The 16,770-nt window shown below is 73.8% G+C and carries 12 protein-coding genes; 6 read left to right on the top strand and 6 right to left on the bottom strand.

Annotated features, from left to right (window positions below):
* Positions 1 to 432 precede the first annotated feature (432 nt).
* From M1O15_RS24290 to M1O15_RS24275, 4 genes are all read left to right on the top strand, one after another.
* Positions 433 to 1,122, top strand: coding sequence for a hypothetical protein (locus M1O15_RS24290; RefSeq protein ID WP_248636277.1), 690 nt, complete (start codon positions 433 to 435; stop codon positions 1,120 to 1,122).
* Between the two features lie 42 nt (positions 1,123 to 1,164).
* Positions 1,165 to 2,004 carry a thioredoxin domain-containing protein gene (locus tag M1O15_RS24285; protein ID WP_248636276.1) on the top strand — a complete coding sequence of 280 codons (840 nt, stop codon included), beginning with the start codon at positions 1,165 to 1,167 and terminating at the stop codon, positions 2,002 to 2,004.
* Between the two features lie 162 nt (positions 2,005 to 2,166).
* Positions 2,167 to 3,822, top strand: coding sequence for an alkaline phosphatase D family protein (locus tag M1O15_RS24280; protein WP_248636275.1), 1,656 nt, complete (start codon positions 2,167 to 2,169; stop codon positions 3,820 to 3,822).
* Between the two features lie 43 nt (positions 3,823 to 3,865).
* Positions 3,866 to 5,302 (top strand): serine/threonine-protein kinase, encoded by a 1,437-nt coding sequence (locus M1O15_RS24275; protein WP_248636274.1) that lies wholly within the window; start codon positions 3,866 to 3,868, stop codon positions 5,300 to 5,302.
* 67 nt (positions 5,303 to 5,369) lie between these two features.
* On the opposite strand, the gene M1O15_RS24270 is transcribed toward M1O15_RS24275, so the two are convergent.
* Positions 5,370 to 5,939 (bottom strand): dienelactone hydrolase family protein, encoded by a 570-nt coding sequence (locus M1O15_RS24270; RefSeq protein WP_248636273.1) that lies wholly within the window; start codon positions 5,937 to 5,939, stop codon positions 5,370 to 5,372.
* Positions 5,940 to 5,978: 39 nt separating this feature from the next.
* On the opposite strand from M1O15_RS24270, the gene M1O15_RS24265 reads away from it, so the two are divergent.
* Positions 5,979 to 7,160: a mechanosensitive ion channel family protein gene (locus M1O15_RS24265; protein ID WP_248636272.1), complete on the top strand. Its 1,182-nt coding sequence runs from the start codon at positions 5,979 to 5,981 to the stop codon at positions 7,158 to 7,160.
* A gap of 101 nt (positions 7,161 to 7,261) precedes the next feature.
* On the opposite strand, the gene M1O15_RS24260 is transcribed toward M1O15_RS24265, so the two are convergent.
* The 5 genes from M1O15_RS24260 to M1O15_RS31995 form a co-directional block, all read right to left on the bottom strand.
* Positions 7,262 to 8,848 (bottom strand): Na+/H+ antiporter, encoded by a 1,587-nt coding sequence (locus M1O15_RS24260; RefSeq protein WP_248636271.1) that lies wholly within the window; start codon positions 8,846 to 8,848, stop codon positions 7,262 to 7,264.
* 129 nt (positions 8,849 to 8,977) lie between these two features.
* Positions 8,978 to 9,442 carry a GNAT family N-acetyltransferase gene (locus M1O15_RS24255; protein WP_248636270.1) on the bottom strand — a complete coding sequence of 155 codons (465 nt, stop codon included), beginning with the start codon at positions 9,440 to 9,442 and terminating at the stop codon, positions 8,978 to 8,980.
* A complete protein-coding gene (locus M1O15_RS24250; protein ID WP_248636269.1) occupies positions 9,439 to 10,380 on the bottom strand; it encodes an RluA family pseudouridine synthase in 942 nt (313 codons plus the stop codon). Before M1O15_RS24250 ends, M1O15_RS24255 begins: the two co-directional genes overlap by 4 nt.
* 55 nt (positions 10,381 to 10,435) lie before the next feature.
* Entirely contained in the window at positions 10,436 to 10,996 is a 561-nt protein-coding gene (gene lspA, locus M1O15_RS24245; RefSeq protein WP_248636268.1) for a signal peptidase II, read from the bottom strand.
* 67 nt (positions 10,997 to 11,063) lie between these two features.
* Positions 11,064 to 12,950, bottom strand: a complete 1,887-nt coding sequence (locus M1O15_RS31995; RefSeq protein WP_282577186.1) for a histone H1-like repetitive region-containing protein — start codon at positions 12,948 to 12,950, stop codon at positions 11,064 to 11,066.
* Between the two features lie 520 nt (positions 12,951 to 13,470).
* Between M1O15_RS31995 and ileS the strand changes: the two genes are divergently transcribed.
* Positions 13,471 to 16,596 carry an isoleucine--tRNA ligase gene (ileS, locus tag M1O15_RS24230; protein ID WP_248636267.1) on the top strand — a complete coding sequence of 1,042 codons (3,126 nt, stop codon included), beginning with the start codon at positions 13,471 to 13,473 and terminating at the stop codon, positions 16,594 to 16,596.
* The last annotated feature ends 174 nt before the right edge of the window (positions 16,597 to 16,770 follow it).

Below are 16,770 nucleotides of genomic sequence, written 5' to 3'. Positions count from 1 at the left end.
CGAATCGGTCAGTGCGCCGCCGGTCGGGTGGGGGTACGCAGGGTCGCGCGCGGAGCGGCCGAGCGTAATGAGGCGGTGCGCTTGAGCGTCGAACGGTGAGCGCGAGCCGCGAGCACGTGAGCCCGGAGTGCCCACGCCCCCACCCACCGCAGAGCGGACCCGACCACCGGGCCTGGAAAAGGCCACCGAACCCACCCCGAGACAGACCCACCCGCGTCAGCGCGCCCACCAGGCAGCGGCCCGACCACCGGACCGGAACCAAGCACAGACCCACCCGCGTCAGCGAAGCCACCAGGCAGCGACCCGGACACCGGCGGCAAGAGCCGCCCAGGTCAGCGAGGCCACCGGGCAGCAGCCCGGCCCGGGCACCGGCGGCGCCAGCCGCCCACTTAGCCGCCGCTTACCCCGCCGCATGGCACACTCGTTCCCGCGATGGACGCGAACGGCATATCCGGGACCCGGCTCAGGGGGGTGCGCGCGGCGGTCTTCACGGCGTTGACCGTGACACTGTCCGCGGCCTCCCACGTCCTGCTGTCCCGCGTCCCGCTGCCCCTGGGCAGCCTCGCCGCCGTCGTCGCCGCCGTGTTCGCGGCCGCGTACGCGCTGGCCGGGCGGGAGCGCGGGTTCTGGTCCATCGCCGGGCTGCTCGTCCCGCTGGAGCTCGCCGCGGACACCGTCTTCACCACCGGCCAGCACGTCTGCTACGGCCCCTCCGGCGGCCCCGTCGCCGGTTCGCTGCGGGCCGTCGGCGTGGACGTGCTGTGCGGCGGCGGCCCGGTGGGCGCGGCGCTGCCCGGGGTCGCCGGGACCGGGGCCGCCCCGGAGGCCCTGAGCGACCCCAGCCCCGCCCTCCCGCTGCTGCTGCTCGCCGTGCACGTCGCGGTGGGCCTCGCCGCGGCCGGCTACCTCCGCCGGGGCGAGAGCGCACTGGCCGGGCTGGCCCGCACGGTCGCGGCACTGGCGTTCCGCCTGCCCAGGGTGGCCTCGGCCCCCGCCCTGGCTCCTCGCACGGCGCCGCCCCGGTCGCGCCCCACCACCGCGCCCCCGAAGGCCGGCCGCGGCCGGCTGCTGGTGCACTCCGTCGGACGGCGTGGACCGCCGTGCCCGGGCCTCACCGCCTGAGCGACGAACGTCCACCCTTTCCCACCCGTACGGAGAAGACCCATGAGTGCACGGAACAGCAAGGCCAACAAGGCCGCCGCCCGCGAGCGGCTGCGCGAGGAGCGCGAGCGCGAGGCGAAGAAGGCGAAGGTCCGCCGGCAGGTGACGGTCGCCCTGTCGGTGGTCGGTGTGCTGGCGCTGGCCGGCGGCATCAGCTACGCCGTGGTGCAGATGAACAAGCCGTCCCACTGGGAGGCGGCGATGGACGCCAAGGACGTGAGGAAGCCGAAGAACACCTCGGGCCCGGACGGCACCACGGTCGTCGTGGGCAAGGCGTCCGCGAAGAAGACCCTGGAGGTGTACGAGGACTCGCGCTGCCCGGTCTGTGCGACGTTCGAGCAGCAGGTCGGCAAGACGGTCGACGAGGACGTCGCGGCCGGCAAGTACAAGCTGCGGTACATCGGCGCCACCTTCCTGGACGGCGACAACATCGCCGAGGAGAAGGTCGGTTCCGTCGGCCAGGGCTCGAAGAACGCGCTGAGCGCGCTGGGCGCGGCGCTGGATGTGAGCCCGGAGGCGTTCCTGGCGTACAAGAGCGCGCTGTACTCGGCCGAGTTCCACCCGGAGGAGTCCGAGGACGCGTTCGCCAAGGACGACTACCTGCTGAAGGCCGCCGACTCGGTGCCGGCGCTCAAGGGCAACGCGGCGTTCAGGAAGAACGTGGAGGGCGGCACCTTCGACGCCTGGGCGCTGAAGATGTCCGCGGTGTTCTCCAAGAGCGATGTGCAGGGCACGCCGACGCTGAAGATGGACGGCAAGCCGGTGACGGGTGCGAACGGCAAGAACGCCCCGCTGACGGCCGAGGAGTTCACGACCGCGATCGACAAGGCGCTGAAGGCCTGAGCCCCGTCGGGGTGGCGCCCGGACCACGGGCGCCACCCCGGCCCCCTGCGTCCCACCCCGCTCACCACCGGCCCCCGCATGGGTCAATGGACGGTCAAACGACGGCGGTTCTTCATCCGAACCACCTGCCATCGGCCATACCGGTCGGTAATCTGATTGTCTGTGACCAGTCGTGAGCTCTCCGTTTCCCCCAGCCGCCGCACGGTCGTGAAGGCCGCGGCCACCACCGCCGTCGCCGCGCCCGCCCTGGCGGGCCTCGCGGGCCCCGCGAGCGCCGTGCCCGCCGCGCCGGGCCCCGCCTTCGTCCATGGCGTCGCCTCCGGTGACCCGCTGCCCGACGGGGTGCTGCTCTGGACCCGGGTGACCCCGGTGCCCGACGCCATACCGGGTTCGGGCGCGGGGCCGGACACCGAGGTCGGGTGGGAGGTCGCCGAGGACGCCGGGTTCACCCGGATCGTCGCCCGGGGCGCGGTGAGAGCCACCGCGGCCGGCGACCACACCGTGAAGGCGGACGTCCGCGGGCTGGCCCCGGCCACCGCGTACCACTACCGGTTCACCGCCGACGGGACCGTCTCCGCCACCGGCCGCACCCGGACCGCGCCCGCCGCCGGGGTGACCGCCCAAGGGGTGCGGTTCGGGGTGGTGTCCTGCGCCAACTGGGAGTCCGGCTACTTCTCCGCGTACCGCCATCTCGCCGCCCGCCCGGACCTGGACGCGGTGCTGCACCTGGGCGACTACGTGTACGAGTACGCGTCCGGGACGTACCCGGCGGCGAAGTACACGGTGCGGCCGCACCTCCCGGCGCACGAGATCACCACGCTGGCCGACTACCGGCTGCGGCACGCCACGTACAAGACGGACCCCGACCTCCAGGCGCTGCACGCCGCGCATCCGGTGGTGGCGATCTGGGACGACCACGAGTTCGCCAACGACGCCTGGACCGGCGGGGCGGAGAACCACACCCCGGGCGCGGAGGGCGACTGGGCGGCCCGGGTGGCGGCGGCGAAGCGGGCGTACTTCGAGTGGATGCCGGTGCGCGCCTCGACGGAGGGGACGGTCTACCGGCGGCTGCGGTTCGGCGGTCTGGCCGATCTGCATCTGCTGGACCTGCGCTCGTTCCGCTCCCAGCAGGTCTCGGTGGGCAGCGGGCAGGTGGACGACCCGGAGCGGACGGTCACCGGGCGGGCCCAACTGGACTGGCTGAAGGCGGGGCTGTCGTCCTCGGACGCGGTCTGGCAGCTGGTGGGCACCTCGGTGATGATCTCCCCGGTGGCGTTCGGCTCGCTGCCGGCGCATCTGCTGGCGCCGCTCGCGGAGCTGCTGGGGCTGCCGAAGGGCGGGCTGGCGGTCAACACCGACCAGTGGGACGGCTACACCGACGACCGCCGGGAGCTGCTGGCGCATCTGACCGGGCGGGCCGTCCGCAACACCGTGTTCCTGACCGGGGACATCCACATGGCCTGGGCGAACGACGTGCCGGTGACGGCGGCGACCTATCCGCTGTCCCGGTCGGCGGCGACCGAGTTCGTGGTGACCTCGGTGTCCTCGGACAACCTGGACGACCTGCTGCGGGTGCCGGCGGGCACGGTGTCGGTGGCCGCCGCGACCGCGCTGCGGGCCGCCAACCGCCATGTGAAGTGGGTGGATCTGGACCGGCACGGCTACGGGGTGCTGGATGTGACGGCCGAGCGGACGCAGATGGACTACTACGCGGTGTCCGACAAGGCCCGCCCGGACGCCACCTCGGCGTGGCTGCGCTCGTACCGGACGCTGAACGGGACGCAGAAGGTCGAGCGGGTGTACGCCCCGGTGCGGTGATCGGCTCCTGAACGGCCGTGCACGGTCCTCTACTCTGTGCGCCATGAGTGCGCCGGGGGATGTGGTGGACGGCCGTTTCACGCTGGTGGAGCGGCTGGGCAGCGGCGGGATGGGCACGGTGTGGCGGGCCCGCGACACCGTGCTCCAGCGCGAGGTGGCCCTGAAGGAGGTCCGCTACGGGGCGGACGCGGACCCGGCGGTACGGGAGCGGGTGCTGCGGGAGGCGCGGGCGCTGGCCCGGATCAGCCATCCGCATGTGGTGACGGTCCACCATGTGGTGGACCAGGGGCCGCATCCGTGGATCGTGATGGAGCTGCTGCCGAACACCTCGCTCCAGGACCGGATCGCGGCCGGGCCGATCGGCCCGGCCGAGACGGCGCGCACCGGCCGGCAGCTGCTGTCGGCGCTGCGGGCCGCGCACGCGGTGGGCATCCGGCACCGCGACGTCAAGCCCGCCAACGTACTGCTGCGGGCCGACGGCTCCGCGGTGCTGACCGACTTCGGGATCGCCGCGCTGCCGGGGGCGACCTCGCTGACGGCCACCGGGGAGCTGGTGGGCTCGCCGGAGTTCATGGCTCCCGAGCGGGTGCGGGCGCTGGGGGACGGGCCGGCGGCCGACCTGTGGTCGCTGGGGGTGGTGCTGTACCTGTGTGTGGAGGGCGTCAGTCCGCTGCGCCGGGCGACCGCGCTGGCCACCCTGGCCGCGGTGCTGGACGAGCCGGTGCCTCCGCCGGTGCGCTCCGGGCCGCTCGCCCCGGCGCTGGCCGCGCTGCTGGTACGGGATCCGGCGGCCCGCCCGGACGCGGAGCGGCTGGACGCGATGCTGGCCCGGGCCGAGGCGGAGGCGGACGCTCCGGAAGGCGCGGCGCCGGACCGGACGGCGCCGACCCTGCGGGCCGCCTCCGCCCCCGCCCCTTCGCCAGACCCGTCCCCCTCCACGCCCGCCCCCGTACCGCGCCGCCGCGCCCGCCACCGGACCGGGCGCCGGACCGTCCTCGCGGTCACCGCCCTCGCGGTGGCCGTGGCCGCCGCGGCCGTCACCGCGTACGCGCTGCGCGGCACCACCGTGCGGGACGACGACGACCGGGGCGCCTCCGCGACCCCGACCGCCTCCGCCTCCGCCGCCGCCCCGGGGAGGGACCCGGACCTGGCCGCGGGGGCCTGGATCGCCCAGCTGGGCACGGTGGGCAAGCCGGCCGGCACCGCGGCCCGGGACCGGATGGGGCGCGCGCTGGAGGAGAAGGGGGTGCGGGAGAAGGAGTACCTGGACAGCGACGGGTACGCCTCGCTGCGCCCGGGCTTCTGGGTGTTCTACGCCAAGGGGTTCGCCGACGGGCGGCAGGCGGTGGAGTGGTGCCGGGCGCAGGGTCTGGTCCGCGACGAGTGCCTGGGCCGCTATGTGAGCGGGGACTCACGGGACTTCGGCTACCAGTGCCTGGCGTCCGGAGCCGGGGTCAGCGGGCGCTGCGTCCGGGAGTGACCCGGGCCACAGCGGGGGTCCCGGCCCGTATGGCCTTGCTCACAACCGGCCCCCGCTCCACGCCCGCTCAGAGGCTGTTCAGGAAGCCGAGCGCGGTGCGCCAGGTGCGCTCGGCGGCCTCCTCGTCGTAGTCCGGGAGGCCGGGGTCGGTGTAGAGGTGCCCGGCGCCCCGGTAGCGGTGCACCTCGGCGTCCGCGCCGATCCGGCTCATCGTCAGGTACCAGGTCGTCAGCCAGTCGTCCGACTCGTACGGATCCGGCTCCGCGACGTGCAGTTGGACGGGCAGCCCGTCCACCGAGGCGTTCGGCGCGATCTCCGAGGTGCCGTGCAGGAGCAGCAGTCCGCGGGCCTTCGCGTCGCCCAGGGCGAGGGTCTGCGCCACCGAGGCGCCGAGCGAGAAACCGGCGTAGACCAGGCCCTTGTCGGCGTACGGGGCGGCCGCCAGCACGGCCCTGCGCAGCAGCTCGTCGCGGCCGATCGCGTCCTTCACCGCCAGGCCCTCCTCCAGGGTGCCGGCCGTTTGACCGCCGTAGAGGTCGGGCACGCGCACGTGGTGCCCGGCGGCGCGCAGGCGCTGCGCCGCGGCGTCCACGGCCGGGCGCGGACCGAGAGCCGAGTGGAAGAGCAGGATGTCCATCCGGTCATCCTGCCAGTCGATCCAGATGGATTCGGAGTCATGGACAACGCACTGCGCCCCCTGTTCGTCGTGGGCGGAGCGATCGTGCTCACGCTGCTCGTCGGCTACGTCGTCGACGTCACGCTGCGCCGGGCCGACGCCCGCCACCCCGAGACACCCCTGTGGGGGCTGCTGCGCCGCTGCCGGCTGCCGCTCCAGGTGGTGCTGCTGACCGGGGCGCTGCGCGGCTCGTACCGGCAGACCAAGTGGAAGATCATCGAGGACCACGAGGCCGGCATCGGGCAGGTGCTGTCGCTGGTGATGATCGGCGCCTGCGCCTGGCTGGTGATCCGCATCGCCTCGGCGATAACGGAGTCCAGCTACGCCCGGTACGCCACCATCTCGCACGACCGGGCGCGGGTGCGCCGGGTGCGCACCCAGGTGACGCTGATCATGCGGATCGTCACGGCGGTGGTCGGGGTGGTCGCCGCCGCGGCGATGCTGCTGACGTTCCCGCAGTTCAAGGCGATCGGCACCTCGGTGCTGGCATCGGCGGGCATCATCGGCATCGTCGCCGGTGTGGCCGCCCAGTCCACGCTGGGCAATCTGTTCGCGGGCTTCCAGATCGCCTTCGGCGACATGGTCCGCATCGGCGACACCGTGGTGGTGGACGGCGAGTGGGGCGTGGTCGAGGAGGTCACGCTGACCTTCCTGGCGGTGCGCACCTGGGACGAGCGGCGGATCACCATGCCGGTGTCGTACTTCACCAGCAAGCCGTTCGAGAACTGGTCGCGCGGCGGGGTGCAGATGACCGGCACCGTCTTCTTCCACCTGGACCACTCCGCGCCGATCAGCCTGATGCGCGAGAAGACCAAGGAGATCCTGGGCAACTGCTCGGCCTGGGACGGCCGGGACTGGTCGCTGGCCGTGACGGACACCACGCCGAGCACCATCCAGGTGCGGGTGGTGGTGACCGCGAAGGACGCCGACGACATCTGGACCGCCCGCTGCGTGGTGCGCGAGCAGCTGATCGGCTGGCTGTGCGAGAAGCACCCGTACGCGCTGCCGCGGGTCGCCACCTCGGCGGCCACCCTGCCGCCGGACGGCCAGTGGCAGGAGCAGGCCCGACTGGACGGCCGCCAGCCGCGCCCCTCGGAGGTGCACAGCAACAACGCCGACGAGTACCCGCTGGTGGACGGCAGCCCGGTCGCCGAGGAGGCCCCGCGCACCGGTCGCGGCTGAGCACGGCGTACGGACAGCGAAGGCCGGGGCGGAAGGCACCGCCCCGGCCTTCGGCGTACCCCCCCGCCCCACACGCCACCGCAGGCAGCGGGCCGTCCGCCCTACCGCATGCTGCGCACGTCGAGTTGGCGCAGCACCCGGTCCACCACCTCCGGGTCGGCGCCCGGTTCGCTGCGGGCGGCCAGCACCTCGTGGCGGGCGGCCGACATCAGCTCCCGCTGGAGGCGCTGCATGTTCTTGAACCGCTTGGCCCGGTCCGCGTACGCCGAACGGCGCTCCTCGTCCACGATGTCCGGGCTGATCCGCGCGCCCACGTCGAAGGCGACGCGCTGAAGCCGCTCCTGGAACTCCTCGGGCAGCTCCTCCACCTCCTGGATCTCCTTCAGCCGGCGCTTGGCCGCCTTGTACGCCCGTACCGCGAGGTCGTGCTCGCAGCGGCGCTCGGCGTCGGTGTCGGCCCGCACCCCGAGCCGGCGGACCAGCCAGGGCAGGGTGAGCCCCTGGACGACCAGGGTGGCCAGGATCACGCAGAAGGCGATGAAGACGATCTCGTCGCGCCCGGGGAACGGCCTGCCGTCGTCGGTCTGGAGCGGGATGGCGAGCGCCAGCGCGACCGAGGCCACCCCGCGCATCCCGGCCCACCACATGACCACGGTCTCCCGCCAGGTGGTGGGGATCTCCTCGTCCACGTCCCGGCGCTTGTGCAGCCGCTTGGCCAGCCAGGTGGCGGGCAGCAGCCACAGCAGCCGTACGCCGACCACGCAGGCGACGATCGCGGCGCCCCAGCCGAGCATCGACCCCACCCGCTCCTCGGCGGTGCCGAAGACGTTGTGCAGCTCCAGCCCGATCAGCCCGAAGGCGATCCCGGTGACCAGGGTGTCGACGATCTCCCAGAAGGTCCGCCCGGCGAGGCGCCCCATCACGTCGTCGGCGTCCACCGACCGCTCGGCCAGGAACATCGCGGTGACCAGCACCGCCAGCACCCCGGAGCCGAGCAGCTCCTCGGCCAGCACATAGGCGGTGAAGGGGACGAGGAGGGTCAGCCCGGTCTGCAGGGTGGCGTCGCCGAGCCGGCCGAGCAGCTTGTCGGTGAGCCAGCCGAGCGCCAGCCCGACCGCGACGGCGACCAGCGCGGAGAGCGCCAGCTCCCCGACCGCGCCGCCCCAGGAGAAGGTGCCGCCCACCACCGCGCCGATCGCCACGTGGTACAGCACGATCGCGGTGACGTCGTTGAACAGCCCCTCGCCCTCCAGGATCGACACCAGCCGGCGCGGCAGCCCCAGCGAGCCGGCGACCGCGGTGGCGGCGACCGGGTCCGGCGGGGCGACCAGCGCGCCCAGCACACAGGCGGCGGCCAGCGGCAGCGCCGGCACCAGGGCGTGCGCGACCGCGGCGACGGCGCCGGTGGTGACGAAGACCAGGGCGACGGCGAGCAGGAAGATGGGCCGCTTGTTGGCGGCGAACTGCCGCCAGGAGGTGCGCTGCACCGCCGCGTACAACAGCGGCGGCAGCACCAGCGGCAGGATGTAGTCGGGTGGGATGTCGACATTCGGCACCACCGGCACCAGGGCGAGGACGACGCCGACAAGCGTCATCAGCACCGGGGCGGGCAGCCCCAGCCGCTCCCCCAGGGGGACGGTCAGCACCGCCCCGAGCAGCAGTGCGAGCAGCAGCGCCAGCTGGTCCACGGTGCGCCCCTCCGGTCGTACGTCCCGGGCGTCCGTCCCGGGATGATGATCAGCGCCTCAACCCTGCCACGAGGGACGCGCGGATCGGCGCCGGGGCACGAGGGGCGGGAAGGGGAAGACGGTCCGGCCTCAGAGCGGGCGGCGCATCGCCTGGTGCGGGATGCCCGCCTCCAGGTACTCCTCGCCGTACGCCTGGTACCCCAGCCGCAGGTAGAAGCCGAGCGCGTGGGTCTGGGCGTGCAGGTCGACCGCGGTCAGCCCGCGCGCCCGGGCCGCCTCCTCGACGGCCCGCACCAGCGCGGCGCCCAGGCCAAGGCCGCGGGCCGCCCTGGTGACCGCGAGCCGGCCGAGCGAGCCGACGCCCTCCGCGCCGCCGGTCCGCGCGACCGCGTCCGACCCGAACAGCAGCCGCCCGGCGCCCAGCGGCGTCCCGTCCGGCCCGAGGGCGACGACATGCACCGCGGTGGCGTCCAGCGCGTCGTACTCGATCTCCTCCGGTACGCCCTGCTCGCCGACGAACACCTCGCGGCGCACCGCGAAGGCCGCCCGGCGGTCCTCCTCGGTCACCGCCTCCCGTACCAGGAAGGCGCTCACGCGCTCTCCGCGGCGATGATGTCCAGGGCGGACCGCAGATCGGCCGGGTAGCCGCTCTCGAACTCCACCCAGCTGCCGTCCGAGGGGTGCTCGAAGCCCAGCCGGACCGCGTGCAGCCACTGGCGGGTCAGCCGCAGCCGCTTGGCCAGCGTCGGGTCGGCGCCGTAGGTGAGGTCGCCGACGCAGGGGTGGCGGTGGGCCGACATGTGCACCCGGATCTGGTGGGTGCGGCCGGTCTCCAGCTTGATGTCGAGCAGCGAGGCCGCCCGGTACGCCTCGATGAGGTCGTAGTGGGTCACCGAGGGCTTGCCGTCGGCGGTGACCGCCCACTTGTAGTCGTGCTGGGGGTGGCGGCCGATCGGCGCGTCGATGGTGCCGCTCAGCGGGTCCGGGTGGCCCTGCACCAGCGCGTGGTAGCGCTTGTCGACCGTGCGCTCGCGGAACTGCTGCTTCAGCAGGGTGTACGCCCGCTCGGACTTGGCGACCACCATCAGCCCGGAGGTGCCGACGTCCAGCCGGTGCACGATGCCCTGGCGCTCGGCGGCGCCGGAGGTGGAGATCCGGTACCCGGCGGCGGCCAGCCCGCCGATCACGGTGGTGCCGGTCCAGCCGGGACTGGGGTGGGCGGCGACCCCGACCGGCTTGACGATCACCACGATGTCGTCGTCGTCGTGGACGATCTCCATGCCCTCGACGGGCTCGGCGACGATCTGCACCGGGGCGGGCGCACCCGGCATCTCGACCTCCAGCCAGGCCCCGCCGCTGACCCGCTCCGACTTGCCCACCACCGAGCCGTCGACCAGCACCTTCCCGGCGGCGGCCAGCTCGGCGGCCTTGGTCCGGGAGAAGCCGAACATCCGGGCGATGGCGGCGTCGACGCGCTCGCCCTCCAGACCATCGGGAACGGGCAGCGTACGGATCTCGGGAAGCGTGCTCACCCGTCGAGTATGCCTTGTCCAGCCGACACGCCCGTCCCGGCGGCCGTGCGGGCGGTCAGTCCTTGTGGACGGTCCCGTCCGGGTCGAGGCCGCGGAAGGAGAGGATCACGATCAGGAAGCCGCCGCAGACGATCGCCGAGTCGGCGAAGTTGAAGACCGCGAAGTGGGCGGGCGCGATGAAGTCGACCACCGCGCCCTTGAAGACGCCCGGCGCGCGGAAGATCCGGTCGGTGAGGTTGCCGAGCGCGCCGCCGAGCAGCAGGCCGAGCGCGATCGCCCAGGGCAGGCTGTAGAGCTTGCGGGCGAGGCGGATGATCACCACGATGACGGTGGCCGCGATCACGGTGAAGATCACCGTGAACGCCTCGCCGATGCCGAAGGCGGCGCCCGGGTTGCGTACCGCCACGAAGCGCAGCCAGTCACCGACGATCTGGATCGGCTCCCGGTGCTCCAGCCGGGCGACCACCAGCATCTTGCTGCCGAGGTCCAGCAGGTAGGCGACGAGCGCGACGGTGAACAGCGCGAACACCCGCCGCCTGCCCTTGGGCCGTTCGGCGGGCGCCGCGGCCTCGTCGTCCGTGTCCGGGGTACCGATGACGCGCTCCGCCTCTGCCACGTGAGTCCCTCAACCTAGGTGCCTGACTGTGCACGAGGGTACGGCACGGCTGTGCGGGCGCCCCGGGTCAGCCGCGCCTCTCCTGCTTCTGCTTGTCCTCCACGCAGAGGGTGGCCCGGGGGAACGCCTGCATTCTGGCCTTGCCGATGGGCTTGCCGCAGACCTCGCACAGCCCGTAGGTGCCGGCGTCCAGCCGCTGGAGGGCGTGCTCGGTCTGCTCCAGGGTGGCCCGGGCGTTGGCGGCGAGCGCCATCTCGTGCTCACGGGTGATGTTCTTGGTCCCGGTGTCCGCCTCGTCGTGCCCGGCGCCGTCCCCGGAGTCCCGCATCAACCCGGTCAGCGCGGTCTCGGAGGCGGTCAGCTCGGCGTGGATACGGGCCACCTCGCCCTCCAGCTCCGCCTTGGCCTCGGCCACCTCCTCCGGGGTCCAGGGGTCCTCCCCGGGCCGTACGGCGAGCTGCTCGGGCGCGGTGTCGGCCACCCCGCCGCGCGCGGTGGACACGGCCGAGGCGCCGGGCGCCGCGGTCACATCGACGGTCTTCTTCGCTGCCACAGTCTTGGCTCCTGTCTGTTCCACGGCCTCACCGGCCCCCTCGGCCACGGCCGATCCGGCCGTGTCCGTCCTGCCCCGCTCCCCCACCGCCGCCCTCCCCGCAGCGGCCCTCCCACCCTTGCCCTTGGCCGTACGGCCCCCGGTCGCGCCCTTGCGCCGACCCGCGCCGACTCCCCCCGCAGCCACCCCACCCGACGCCATACGCCCCTCCGGCACACCCGCCCCGCCCGTCCCCGCGCCCCCACCGGACGCCGTACGCCCCTCAGATGCACCCGCCTCGCCCGCCGTCGCTGCCCCGGCGGACGCCGTACGCCCCTCGGGTACGCCCGCCTCGCCCGCCCCCGCGGCCCCGGCGTCCTCGCCGCGCCGCGCCGTCCGCCCACCCGACCGCCGCTCGGCGCCACCCGACCCACCGGAGCCCCCGGCATCCTTCGCCTCGCCCCGGACCCGCCCGCCAGGCGCCGTACCGGTGGCGGCGCCATGCCGCGCCTTCCGTCCACCCGGCCCGCCCGGCTGCCGCTCCAGGGCCAGCTCGGGCGACGCCTCGGCGGCGGCCCGATCCGCGGCCGCCTCGGCCGCGGCCCGGTCGGGCTCCGCCCTCTCCGCCAAGCTCTCCGACGCCCCGGCACCGGCGCCGGTCGCCTTGCTGCCGGCGGCCTTCTTCGCCGCAGCCTTCCGGGCCGGGGCCCTCTCGGCGCCCCTCTTCCCGGCGGAGGCCTCCTCCGCCCCGGCCTCCCCAGCAGGGTCCTTCTTTCCAGCACCCTTCCCGGCGGCACCCTTCCCAGCAGAGGCCTTCCCAGCAGACGCCTTCTCGGCGCCGCCCTTCCCAGCGGGGGCTTCCTCCGCCCCGGCCTTCTTCGCGGCACCTTTCTCAACGGTGGCTTCCCCGGTGGCAACCTTCGTCGCGGCGCCCTTCCCAGCAGAGGCCTTCTTCGCAGCGGTCTTCTTCGCAGAGGCCTTCTTCGTGGTGCCCTTCCCGGCGGCAGCCTTCTCGGCAGGGACCTTCTTCCCAGCGCCCTCCCCGGTCGCGCCCTCCCCGGCGGCGGCCTTCTTCTTCGCGGCGGTCCGCACCGCGGCCCGTTCCGCCGGGGCGCTGCCGGCCGGCGCACCCGGCACCGTCCCGGCCGCACCCTCGTCCGAGGCATCCGCCGCCCCCGAAGCCCTCTCCGCCCTCTTCGCCTTCTTCGCCTTCTCCTTCGGAGCGGCCCTCTTCGCCCCAGCCTCCCGGCCCGCGGCCGTCCCCCCATCCGCCGCCCGCCCCTCGGCGGCCCCGGCCTTCACCGCCCTGGGCCCGGCGGCATCGTCGGCAGCCGACGACGACGCCGCCCCGGCCCCCGCCGCCGCCCCGGCGGCCCCGGCGGCCCCGGCGGCCCCGGCCCCCGTGGAGTTCTTCGCCACCATCTCGCGGCCCCTTCACATATCGTGATCTTGCTCGCGAATCGTGCTGGGACGATAAATCGACTCAGGCCCCGCGGCAACGGGGCACGCCGCCCGTTTGCGACACCCCGGCCCGATACCTCGGTACGCCCGGGGGACGGCTTGCCTCCGTTGTGCCCAGCTCCCCCGCCGGTAATCCGGCGGTTATCCGGTCGGCCGGGCCGACCCCCGCCCCGTACACTGGGCCCAGCGAAAGGCGACGATGGGGCCGAGTAGCGTCGTACGCAGCCATGAGCGAGCCGGGGACGGTGCGAGCCCGGAGGCGAGCGCGGCGTGAAGCATCACCCCGGAGCCGCCGGAAGAAAGCCGGGGCCTCCAGCCGCCCAGTGCGGGAGCCCCGGCCGTAGAACCGGCGTCGCGACCCCAATGAGGGGGCGGTGCGCCACGCGCGCGCCGCCAAGGAGGGTGGTACCGCGGGAGCCGTTGCAGCGTCGGCGCTCTCGTCCCTCCGGACGGAGACGTACGCAGTCCGCCGGAGGAATCGATGTCGCAGTACCGCCAGGTGCCCGCCCAGGTAGACCTGCCCGCCCTGGAGCACGCCGTGCTCGACTTCTGGCGCGAGCAGAAGGTGTTCACCAAGAGCCTGGAGCAGTCCGAGGGCCGCCCGGAGTGGGTGTTCTACGAGGGTCCGCCGACCGCCAACGGCATGCCCGGGGCCCACCACATCGAGGCCCGCGTCTTCAAGGACGTCTTCCCGCGCTTCCGCACCATGCGCGGCTACCACGTGGCCCGCAAGGCCGGCTGGGACTGCCACGGGCTGCCCGTGGAGCTGGCCGTGGAGAAGGAGCTCGGCTTCTCCGGCAAGGGGGACATCGAGGCGTACGGCATCGCCGAGTTCAACGCCAGGTGCCGCGAGTCGGTGACCCGGCACACCGACGCCTTCGCCGAGCTGACCACCCGCATGGGGTACTGGGTGGACCTGGACGACGCCTACCGGACCATGGACCCGGACTACGTCCAGTCGGTCTGGTGGTCGCTGAAGGAGATCTTCACCAAGGACCTGCTGGTCCAGGACCACCGGGTCGCCCCCTGGTGCCCGCGCTGCGGCACCGGGCTGTCCGACCACGAGCTGGCGCAGGGGTACGAGACGGTCGTCGACCCCTCGGTCTTCGTCCGCTTCCCGCTCACCTCCGGCCCGCTGGCCGGCCAGGCCGCGCTGCTGGTGTGGACCACCACCCCGTGGACGCTGGTGTCGAACACCGCCGTCGCCGCGCACCCCGGGGTGCGGTACGTGGTGGCCACCGACGGCACCGAGAAGCTGGTCGTCGCCGAGCCGCTGCTTCAGAAGGCGCTGGGCGAGGGCTGGCAGGCGACCGGGGAGAGCTTCACCGGCGCCGAGATGGAGCGCTGGACCTATCAGCGCCCCTTCGAGCTGGTCCCCTTCGACGCGCCCGCGCACTATGTGGTCAACGCCGAGTACGTCACCACCGAGGACGGCACCGGTCTGGTCCACCAGTCCCCCGCGTTCGGCGCCGACGACCTGGTGGTCTGCCGCTCCTACGGGCTGCCGGTGGTCAACCCGGTCCGCCCCGACGGCACCTTCGAGGAGGACGTGCCGCTGGTCGGCGGGGTCTTCTTCAAGAAGGCCGACGAGGCGCTGACCCAGGACCTGGCGGACCGCGGGCTGCTGTTCCGGCACGTGCCGTACGAGCACAGCTATCCGCACTGCTGGCGCTGCCACACCGCGCTGCTCTACTACGCCCAGCCGTCCTGGTACATCCGCACCACCGCGGTCAAGGACCGGCTCCTTGAGGAGAACGAGAACACCAACTGGTTCCCGGACTCCGTCAAGCACGGCCGCTTCGGCGACTGGCTGAACAACAACATCGACTGGGCGCTCTCCCGCAACCGCTACTGGGGCACCCCGCTGCCGATCTGGCGCTGCGCGGAGGACCACCTCACCTGCGTCGGCTCGCTGGCCGAGCTGTCCGAGCTGACCGGCACCGACCAGTCCGGCCTGGACCCGCACCGCCCGTTCATCGACGAGGTGGTCTTCGACTGCCCGGACTGCGGCGCCACCGCGACCCGGGTCCCCGAGGTGATCGACGCCTGGTACGACTCCGGCTCCATGCCGTTCGCGCAGTACGGCTACCCGTACAAGAACAAGGAGCTGTTCGAGTCCCGCTACCCGGCGCAGTTCATCTCCGAGGCCATCGACCAGACCCGCGGCTGGTTCTACACGCTGATGGCCGTCGGCACCCTGGTCTTCGACAAGTCCTCGTACGAGAACGTGGTCTGCCTCGGCCACATCCTCGCCGAGGACGGCCGCAAGATGTCCAAGCACCTGGGCAACATCCTCCAGCCGATCCCGCTCATGGACCAGCACGGTGCCGACGCGGTGCGCTGGTTCATGGCCGCCGGCGGCTCCCCGTGGGCGGCCCGCCGGGTCGGCCACGGCACCATCCAGGAGGTCGTCCGCAAGACGCTGCTGACCTACTGGAACACGGTCGCCTTCCAGGCCCTGTACGCCCGCACCTCGGGCTGGGCGCCCGACGAGGCCGACCCGGCGCCCGCCGAGCGCTCGGTGCTGGACCGCTGGCTGCTGTCCGAGCTGCACGCGTTGACCGACCAGGTGACCTCCGCGATGGAGGCGTACGACACCCAGCGGGCCGGCAAGCTGCTCTCCGCGTTCGTCGACGACCTGTCCAACTGGTACGTACGCCGGTCCCGTCGCCGCTTCTGGCAGGGCGACAAGGCCGCGCTGCGCACCCTGCACGAGGTGATCGAGACGGTCACCCGGCTGATGGCGCCGCTGACCCCGTTCATCACCGAGCGGGTCTGGCAGGACCTGGTCGTCCCGGTCACCCCGGGCGCGCCCGAGTCCGTCCACCTGGCCACCTGGCCGGAGGCGGACCTCGCCGCCATCGACCCCGCGCTGTCGACGCAGATGGCGCTGGTGCGGCGGCTGGTCGAGCTGGGCCGGGCCACCCGGGCCGAGTCGGGGGTGAAGACCCGCCAGCCGCTGTCCCGCGCGCTGGTCGGCGCCGCCGGGTTCGAGGCGCTCTCGCCGGAGCTGCGCGAGCAGATCACCGAGGAGCTGAACGTCTCCTCGCTGGCCGCGCTCTCCGAGGTGGGCGGCTCGCTGGTGGACACCACCGCCAAGGCCAACTTCCGGGCGCTGGGCAAGCGGTTCGGCAAGGGCGTCCAGGACGTGGCCAAGGCGGTCGCCGCCGCCGACGCCGCCGCGCTCTCCCTCGCCCTGCGGGACGGCACGGCCACCCTGGAGGTGAACGGCGAGACCATCGCCCTCGCCCCGGACGAGGTGATCATCACCGAGACCCCGCGCGAGGGCTGGTCGGTGGCGTCCGACGCGGGCGCCACGGTCGCCCTGGACCTGGAGATCACCCCGGAGCTGCGCCGCGCGGGCCTGGCCCGGGACGCGATCCGCCTCATCCAGGAGGCCCGCAAGAACAGCGGCCTGGACGTGGCCGACCGGATCGCGCTGCGCTGGTCCTCCACCGACCCGGAGGTCACCGCGGCCCTCACCGACCACGCGGGCCTGATCGCGGACGAGGTGCTGGCCACCGACTACGCGGAGGGCGAGGCGGAGTTCGGCACCCCGTTCACCGACGAGGGCCTCTCGCTCGCCTTCCGCCTCCGCAAGGCGTAGCACCCCGGCACCCCGAAGGGGCCCGGCCGCCACCCCGGCGCCGGGCCCCTTCCCCGTATCTCCCCACGTACCGAGACAGGCGCGGACACGCCGAAGGGCCGGGCCCGGGACTCGTGGTCCCGGGCCCGGCCCTGGCGACTGCCTACCGCGCTACGCGGCCCGCTCGGGCCGCCG

Origin of the sequence: Streptomyces lichenis (assembly GCF_023218175.1) — a bacterium.
In the GTDB taxonomy this organism is placed as follows: domain Bacteria; phylum Actinomycetota; class Actinomycetes; order Streptomycetales; family Streptomycetaceae; genus Streptomyces; species Streptomyces lichenis.
This window is presented reverse-complemented; position numbering and strand designations above follow the sequence as displayed.